General features: G+C 41.2%; 4 protein-coding genes. 1 reads left to right on the top strand and 3 read right to left on the bottom strand.

Annotation, left to right across the window (positions count from 1 at the left end):
• Positions 1 to 388 precede the first annotated feature (388 nt).
• A complete protein-coding gene (locus tag RDN93_RS06855; RefSeq protein WP_118172387.1) occupies positions 389 to 1,195 on the bottom strand; it encodes a tyrosine-type recombinase/integrase in 807 nt (268 codons plus the stop codon).
• 46 nt (positions 1,196 to 1,241) lie between these two features.
• On the opposite strand from RDN93_RS06855, the gene RDN93_RS06850 reads away from it, so the two are divergent.
• The gene (locus tag RDN93_RS06850; RefSeq protein ID WP_118172389.1) at positions 1,242 to 2,276 is read left to right on the top strand and encodes an Eco57I restriction-modification methylase domain-containing protein; all 1,035 of its coding nucleotides are present in this window, start codon (positions 1,242 to 1,244) and stop codon (positions 2,274 to 2,276) included.
• A 6-nt stretch (positions 2,277 to 2,282) separates the two neighbouring features.
• Here the strand turns inward: RDN93_RS06850 and RDN93_RS06845 are convergent, their stop codons facing one another.
• A complete protein-coding gene (locus RDN93_RS06845; RefSeq protein ID WP_308744800.1) occupies positions 2,283 to 6,257 on the bottom strand; it encodes an Eco57I restriction-modification methylase domain-containing protein in 3,975 nt (1,324 codons plus the stop codon).
• Between the two features lie 12 nt (positions 6,258 to 6,269).
• Entirely contained in the window at positions 6,270 to 7,268 is a 999-nt protein-coding gene (locus RDN93_RS06840) for a restriction endonuclease subunit M (RefSeq protein WP_118172393.1), read from the bottom strand.
• Between the last annotated feature and the right edge of the window lie 4 nt (positions 7,269 to 7,272).

The following is a 7,272-nucleotide window of genomic DNA, read 5'->3' as shown; positions in this document are numbered from 1 at the left end:
CTATGTTCCTAATTTTCAAATAAATAATTCTAACCCTTATATCGAACTCACGTTAAATATAATACCCCAAGTCGGCATGTGTAGATAAAATTTGGCAAAATTTTGCCAATGACGAGACTAGAATCTATGAATTGATAGATGATGATATCTGAGCCTCAGGCACAAGTTCATAATTGAAACAGGTAGCGGTGGTTAGGGAGAACAAAAGCCAACAGCGAGGTAGATAAACTATTTTTCTTTAAGGGATTCGGTTGAAACGGACTCCTTCATTAAATATGGAAAGATGAGGTGGGTTCAAACCACCCCATCAAAAAATGCGGTGAAAGGGTGTGGTTTGCCCCCCTTGCTATAAGGGTGGAACGAGATAGTCAAGATTCCCATCTGTCTTTTACCAAGTGATGACTTTATCTACAATCTCTTGCTGTTCCGCACTGCTACGCCTCAGGTAAATGCGAGTAGTTTCTATACTTTCATGCCCCATCAGGTCTGCTAACAATGAAATATCATTGAACTTCTCCAAGAAATTCTTAGCAAAGCGATGACGGAAAGAATGTGGATAGACTACTTTTTCGTTCATACCATATTTCCTTGCGTAGTTTTTCAACTGTTGAGCAATTCCTCTGGTGGTGAGTCGCTGTCCGTATTGGTTTAAGAAAACATAGCCGCAGTAACGGCTTTGTTCTGACAGCCATTTGGTAGCTTCAGTACATAGTTGTTTCGGAATGTAGATACGGCGTACCTTGCCACCTTTTGTGTAAATATCAAAATACCCTGTTGAGATATGTTCAGTCTTCAAATGTATCAGTTCGCTTATTCTTGCCCCGGTAGCGGCAAGAAAGCGCACAGCAAAGTACCATGTCTGGTTTTTCTCCGTCTTTAAGCTGTTTTTAAGAAATTCATAATCAGCATTGCTGATAACATTTTCAAGATAAGTACGTTGCTGCTCCTTTATGGTTTTCATGCGTAGCCGTGATTTACCTATATATCCCAAATATTTGTTCAAGCCTAATATGCGGAGATTTACCGTTTTTGGCTTAAAGTTGTCTGTCAGATGACTTTTGTAAGCTATGAGATTTCGTTTGTTCAGTTCCTTGTAATGCGTAAAATAATCTTTCACGGCATGCAAGTACGCTGTAACAGTGTTTTGAGCTAAGTTTTCCTGTTTCAGGAATACTTTAAAATCAGTTGTGTTCATATCAGTTCTAATTATTAGTAAAACATAAGTTGTCTGTACTAATAAGATAGACCGAGTTGTTCCGACAGATGCCATTATAGGAAATCCACCATATCAGGTAGTTGATGGAGGAGGAAATGGAGCAGCAGCAATGCCTATATACAATAAATTTGTATGTATAGCAAAAGATATGCATCCAAACTATATTTCTATGATTATGCCTGCAAAATGGTATGGCGGAGGAAGAGGATTGGATGACTTTAGAAAAATGATGCTTAATGAAATACATCTTGACTACATTAAAGATTTCCCTAATCCAAAGACAGTTTTTCCAACGGCAAATATCAGTGGCGGAGTATGTTTTTTCAGATGGTCAAAAAAATACAATAGTAATGTTGCTATGTTTGTAAATGCTATTGATGAAGTGGAAATTGCCACTAAGCGACAATTAAATGAATTTCTTCAATATGATATATTTCCAAGATACAATGAAGCTATTGCCATATTGCATAAAATTATTTTAAGCAATAGCTTTGAAAGTTTTTCTAAGATAGTAGCTCAATACAAGCCGTTTGGCCTTAGAACATATATACGAGGAACAGAAAATAAGCAGAATGGCACAGATGTATTGGTACATTCGAGCAGAAGCAGTGGTTTCATTTCAAGAAAAGAGATCAATGCCTGCTTAGATTACATAGATAAATACAATGTCATAACAGGTAAAGCTTTATCCGGACATTTGGGTGAAAGTGATGAGAATGGTCAAGTAAAAGTTCTTGCTACAACCAAAATTATTTTGCCAGGTGAAGTTTGTACAGAGTCATATATCGTAATGGGCAAATTTGACACAAAATTTGAAGCCAACAATTTGTACAAATATTTATGTACTAAAGTAGTTCGTTTCTTATTGTTACAAGCTCTACCTACTATGGATATTCGAAAAGAGAGTTTTAGATTTGTTCCACTTCAAGACTTTACAAATTCAAGCGATATTGACTGGAGTAAATCAATAGAAGATATTGGCCGTCAGCTTTATCGAAAATACGGCTTAGATGATAAAGAAATCGGCTTTATCGAAAGAATGATAAAGCCGATGGAGTAGTCATATTTAAGCCATTGATTTGACATTCTGCTCAATGAATTGAATTTCCTCGTCAGAGAGTCGGTATTTGGAGTATAGTTGCTTGTCTATTTCAGAGATAGGAGCGTCCCAATTTATATCACTCTCTGACGTAAAATCCTGCATCGGCACATTTGCCCAAGTCTCACGTGGGTTGTGCTGTGTGGCTTTCAATGTGCCTAACATTGTACGAGCAAATTTTGTCTTAATGTATTTCAAACAAGCATTGGCTTCGATTTCTGTATCAAATGCTCCAATGCCAATAAATGTATCTGTATAGCCGACAACTGGCACGCCGACAAGCGGTGTGGATAGTACTTCTCCGATTGCTCCGGTACCATTGGCTTCGGGAATGATGACCTTATACTTCTCGAAATTATCAGGTTGGGTAATATATCTGCGCTTAATCCATTTGAAGCAGCGTCTGTTATCGGCTCTTCCATATATTTCCGCCATTTCGCTTTCATTGACCGTACAGGTGTCAGAAAATAATTCTGGAAATATATCAAAGATATTGGCGCCCAGACTGTATTTGTGACCTGTACTTTGGCGACCCTCCATTTGGGGATTATCCTGATACAAAGTATCTGTCAAACGATAGAGTTCACGAGGACCTACAATGGAAGATATTGTTGCTTCTTCTTTTGCTTTCACCTTAGATAAAATGGTACGTAACTCTTCGTAAGCAGAAAAGAAACCAATACAGCCGAAGTTTGCTTTTTTGTCGTGATAAGTTACTGCAACACCTCCTTTTATATCTACTGTTGGGAATACATCCGTACTGTTTGCCCAATACTTTACAACCTTAAACTTCGGATTGTTCAACACGCTGTTATTCCACTCTTTAGGGGTTTTTCCTGCATTGAACAAAAATCGTGCAGGATGTATCAACGTACTCTTCTCCCCTAAGCGCATGGCAAGGTCTATAAACAGATGATATAGAGGATCGGCACCATTGCCCGCCCCTTGATTTACCAATTGATACGGTGGATTTCCTATAATGGCATCTATAGTCATATATTTGTTTTCGTTTATGCCCCAAAAGTTTTTACCGTTTCGCAGCGTGTTCACCACAAGGTCTGGATTTTGGGATATGTTTTCAATCAAGTTCTTATAATATTCAGCATGTACTTCCGTGTCACGGAAACCAACGAGTGTGCGGTGCGTAATGCTGCGAGCCATAGGAGTTTTGCATACCACGAGGATATTCTGTTCAATGGTCAAATCCCACAACTGTAGGGAAAAGGCATTGCTGACTTCTCCATATTTCTCTTTGGCTGCTTCCAAACGGTTACGGTAAATGTTATAGGCAGCAAGCAATGGATAAAGACCACTCTTTGAATTGATTTCCATAATCAGACTGTCCGTCTTGAATACAGAATGCGTCACCTCCCCCTTGTCCACAAAACGCGGTGTTTCCAATGGTTGCTTAAACTCTTCATCCATAAAGCACCAACCACCCAAACAATCGTTGATGTGCATATTGACTACACGCCACGGTGTCAATACCGTTTCCTTGTCAGGATTGCGGAACGTGTTGAATATACTGGCAATACGTTCAATGCGCTGCTCTATGGTGAACTTGTCGGCAGCACGAGCCATGGCACGGATGCGCTTACCTGCTTCACGAAATACATCCGGCTCATAGAAGCGTTTGAATTTGGCAAAGATGGATTTAGTTACATCCTTGGGCATGAACTCTGTCCAAGAAGTGTCGTCCACAAGGTTGGCAAAGTTGTCGATGGTTATCTCTTCGTTTTCGTCTTTCAGCTCAGCACCGAATATCAGCAACGGCATACGGATAGAAATACCACGCAGGATAGAGATGGCATCTTTACGCTGGTTATGCCGATTCTTCAATTCGTCCAACCGGGCTTGCTCTTCAGGAGTGCGCTCACGTTTCGGTTTCTTTTCAAGTCTTTCTTTTTCCGCATACTCCTCGTTTGTAAAACCTTGCTTGTTAACATCAATATCACCAGACTTGGGCATGGCCTTGGTCTTTCCGATGATGCCTTTTAGATTCTTGAAGTCTGCTAAATCTATGTCGGTAAGTTTGAGCAACTCGTCATTGTACAATGCCCCATCCTCGAATCCACATTGTACCACCTTTTCTATTTGGGCTTTCTTGAGTTGTCCCATCATCTTGTTTACATCGTATAGCTTCATTTGCGAGCCTTCAATGGATATGATAGGACAGAAATTCAGGAAATCGCCTAAAATCTTGCGGTCTTCCTCTGTTACCTTTCCGGCCTTGGCCGAGACTTTGGCAACTTCAGCCAACATTCGCAAGGTACGGTCGGGAGCAAAATCAAAAGCAAAACACTGCTCTTTCATACGTCCCTTATAGGTAAACGGTGTCTGCACACGGAATATGGTCTGCATATAACCTGCCGCAGATGTACTATAAGACCCCGCCATCATGAATACAGCCGTCCATGGCTTTATGCTCACACCTGTAGTCAATCGTCCGCAGGACAAGGTTATGGTGAATGTCTCGTCAGGATTCTTGCCTATGGCCGTATTTACCATTTGCAAAGCGTCTGCATTTTCCTCGTCTTCATCACCGTTACCGGCAACATTGACAATCTCGAAGCAGCCGAATACAGAATGCGCTTTCAGTTTCGCACTCAACGCACGGGCAGCCTTGACACCCGGAACCACCCAAAGCGTATGGCGGAATATGCTACGATACCGCTCATTAGAATAAGGATAAAGACTTTCCTTATCTTCCTTGCACAACAGTGACAAAAAGTTGTCTACATCATTTTCGTGAATGAACATCCCATCATCCTTTGTGCGGAAAAATTCACGAAAGTTAAAAGCCTTTTCATCCTCGGAATAATCATTCATTAACGCTCCGAGGTCGTAGGTGTAAATATTGATGGCAGGTAAAGAAGCATACGGATTAGGATCGCCCATGTGCAACAAGTCCCATTCAGTCTTGGCACGTTGCTCCATGGTGTAATCCCATGTGTAAGTTTCCTCTTCTGTGTAATCATCAAGCAGATTGAATGGTGTCCCTGAAAGCTTAAGTACTTTTGTATTTGCTTTTGTCAACTCCTTGATAACGGACTCTCCCAATTCCGTACGTGTTCCTTCGTGGGCTTCATCCACAATTAAAAAATCCCAGTCAGTGGAGAACACTTCATTGTTTTTGTCAAATTTTCCACCGACCAACTGGGCACCGCGCATATCCTGCATTGAGGCAAAATAGACATACCTGTCTCCTTTTTTTGCCAGCCGTTCAAGGGAAGCAAAGTCTTCTCCTTTTGTACGTGAACCATAATGATAGTCAGTACGGTCATAAAATATCTTGCCAAAATCCTCAAACCAACTCTCATCAACCACAGGACGGTGGGTAAGGATTATAGTACGTCGCATCTCTAAATCTCTTGCCACGCGCAGGGCGCAAAGAGTTTTGCCGAAACGCATTTTTGCATTCCAGAGCATTTGAGACCCTTTCTTGAACTGTTTTTTTGTCTTGTCAATGGCCGCCTGCTGCTCCGGACGGAAAATTATCGGAGTTTGAGTATAGCTGATATCACTTGCATTCAGACTGTTTCGTCCGTTCTTAACCGCATGTATCGCTTTCTTGACTGTCTCAAGGTCGCAACAGAACCATTCGTTTGCCCCTTTTACCGTATCAAACGTCTTTTTCTTCACACCTGAACGCTCCAACACGCTGTGTACCTGTTTATCGTTGAAAGAACTGATTGTGCCTCCTTTGAAAAACACGGTCATTTCCGTATGGAGTAGGTTGTAAGCAATACCTGCCGTCTTCGTATATTGGTCAATACGGTCACATGCAGCTTTGTTAAGAACTTCACTATTTGGCAAAGGGAAGTTTCCGTCATCCTCCTCCAATGTGGTTTCTCCCACTTTCAGACAATCTTTATGCCATTCGTCGGGAATGGCAAAGACATATATCAGTCTGGATTTTAAGCTGGTTTCAAATGTTGCCATATCATACAACTTTTATTTTATCAGGTCTATAAACCTTATTTTTCTGTTATTCTCTCTCGTTTTGGGGTCTTTCACCCCCCAGTCTCGTATCAAGCAGTAAATCCCGTTATGGTTTCTGAATCCTCCATCGCGACATCCTAAACAATATTTCATATTTTCAGTCACTCCGAACAAGTCTTGTATCTCAACTTTTACACCATTCTTGCAACTGTCTGGTACAACTCCTTTAAGTCCATCCATTTGCCAGACATTCCAAGAAATGATATAGGCTATATAAAGCATGGACTTTGCCAACGGCATTTTCCCGAATTTTGCATAATAGTATTCCGCAAAGGATATCAGCAGAGCCTCACGAGCCAAAAGCAAATTATCACCCTGCCATTCGTAGGCATATATATTTTTATAGGCTTCCTGCGCCATGTCAAGCCATTCACCACTCGTCTCGGTGTTTTCACTGACCACACGCAGTTTTCGGTCAAGCATTCCGATGCGTTGTCCCAATTCTATTGGAGAGCCTGTTGTAGTATCATAACGGCTGACAAGGTAAGGAGCTTCTCCGCAGGTAATTTCCATTCTTGTTGCCCGTATGTATGACTTCCATGTCTTATTATCCGGAAAAACAATTCTGTCAGGATTGGCTATCCAAGTATGCCGCGTATCGTCAATAGTGTTGAATACATTTTTTCTTCCGAACCAAGCCTCGTCCACAAGATTGTTTTGAGCATTACAGACCCATGACGGAGTAAATACCTCTGCCATTCCCTTTGTACGCTCTGTCTGTTCGCACTTGCTCTTCAATGCACGTGGTTGTATCACCATTCCATTTTCACCAATGATATGTTCTACTGTTATGGTGTCGCTATACTGAAACCCCTCGCCCTTATGTGCATACGAATCCGTGGCCCAGAAGATATTTCGTCCTGTCGTGTGGTCTTTGAGTAGAGCTTCCAATACTTCGGGATAAAGATTGAAAATCTCAGTTTCGTTTATATCAACATGAATGTCTGCCATATTG

The organism is uncultured Bacteroides sp. (assembly GCF_902491285.1).
Lineage (GTDB): Bacteria > Bacteroidota > Bacteroidia > Bacteroidales > Bacteroidaceae > Bacteroides.
Note: the sequence above shows the minus strand (reverse complement) of the source record. Positions and strands in the feature narration are given on the sequence as shown.

What these genes read in the sequence shown, in the direction of transcription:
- RDN93_RS06840 (WP_118172393.1), bottom strand. Translation starts at nt 7,268, where the DNA reads ATGGCAGACATTCATGTTGATATAAACGAAACTGAGATTTTCAATCTT.
- RDN93_RS06845 (WP_308744800.1), bottom strand. Translation starts at nt 6,257, where the DNA reads ATGGCAACATTTGAAACCAGCTTAAAATCCAGACTGATATATGTCTTT.
- RDN93_RS06855 (WP_118172387.1), bottom strand. Translation starts at nt 1,195, where the DNA reads ATGAACACAACTGATTTTAAAGTATTCCTGAAACAGGAAAACTTAGCT.